Source organism: Bathymodiolus heckerae thiotrophic gill symbiont, from assembly GCF_900128515.1.
In the GTDB taxonomy this organism is placed as follows: Bacteria; Pseudomonadota; Gammaproteobacteria; order PS1; family Pseudothioglobaceae; genus Thioglobus_A.
In genome coordinates, this window is the sequence record NZ_FQTP01000210.1 from 1 (window position 1) to 1,263 (window position 1,263).

The 1,263-nt window shown below is 36.5% G+C and carries 1 protein-coding gene and 1 pseudogene; both read right to left on the reverse strand.

All coding sequences use genetic code 11. The features are described 5' to 3' along the window. Positions 1 to 130: 130 nt before the first annotated feature. Positions 131 to 809: pseudogene (locus BTHERMOSOX_RS11290) on the reverse strand (IS1595 family transposase). A gap of 88 nt (positions 810 to 897) precedes the next feature. Next, positions 898 to 1,263 (reverse strand): IS30 family transposase (locus BTHERMOSOX_RS11295; RefSeq protein WP_138121211.1); only part of this gene is annotated, 366 nt, incomplete at its 5' end.

The window sequence follows — 1,263 nt, forward strand, 5'->3', positions numbered from 1 at the left end:
TAGCCTGCTCGGCCCAGAATTTATCAGAGTCTTTAATTGACTGAGTATACATCTGCTCATATTGCGAGGCGTCGCAAAGTGGTTTTTTGTTAGATTTTGCAATAGGGTAAATATCCATAATTTTTTAGGGTCATGACAACTTAATCGACTCTTTTCTGAACATTTCAAGCAAAATCTTATAAAGATTTTGCTTGCGATTATTGAATCTAAATTCACATTCTTTCAAGTGTAGATTAAACATATTTTTATTCATTCCTTTAAATTTTACCAGCCTTGTTTTGGCATAACCCCAAAATGATTCTATGCCGTTAATATGTGCATTACCACGAGCAAATTCATTCTTGCTATGATGTACTCTAAAATGCTTCTTATAGCCAAAATCTACTAAACCATTATACCCTCGCCAACCATCAGAATGAATGACGCTTTCAATACTAGTTTTACCCTTGATAATCCTTTGTAGGGTAGTACTTTTGCAGTTTGGAACAATCTCAGTATAAACCTTATCACCTCTTTTTAGCAAGCCAAAAACAATGGTTTCCCCTAAGGCGCCACGGCCGCGTTTTCCGCGGACGCGCCGTGCGCCAAAATAGCTTTCATCGACTCACTAGTGGGGCAGATTGAAGTATGGATAGTTCTACAATTCTAAGCCTAATAGCGGTTAAATATTTGTTGATTGTTTGTCTGCTCAATCCTGTTAATTCCTTGATTTGAACTGCGTTCAAATCAAGAGAAAAATACTTAATTATTTCTCTAAATTTCTTCTCTGAAATACGGGAACGATTTACATACTTGTTTTTTACTTTCATAATGGTACTTTAACATGATTTTAAATATGCTTAAGTTGTCATGACCCATACTTAATTACTTGAATTCGCACATTAAGTGCAATTTCTCCTAAGCCGTTAATAAATCAACAGCCCTTCCTAAAAATAACTCAACTGGTTGTTTCCCACCTCGTGTTTTTCGAGGTCTTGTGTTGAGTCGCTTCATGACAAATTCAATCTGTGAATTTGTCACCTTGTTAAAGTCAGTACCCTTTGGGAAGTACTGTCTAATCAAGCCATTAGTATTCTCGTTAATACCTCTTTCCCAAGAAGAATACGGATGAGCAAAATATACATCCACATCCAGTGCTTTAGCCATACGCTCATGTTCAGCAAATTCTAAGCCATTATCGTAGGTAATGGTATGAATCTTACTTGACATTGGCTTTAGCGCTTTAATAGTCTTATCAGCCAACTCAGTGGCATTCTTGCCATT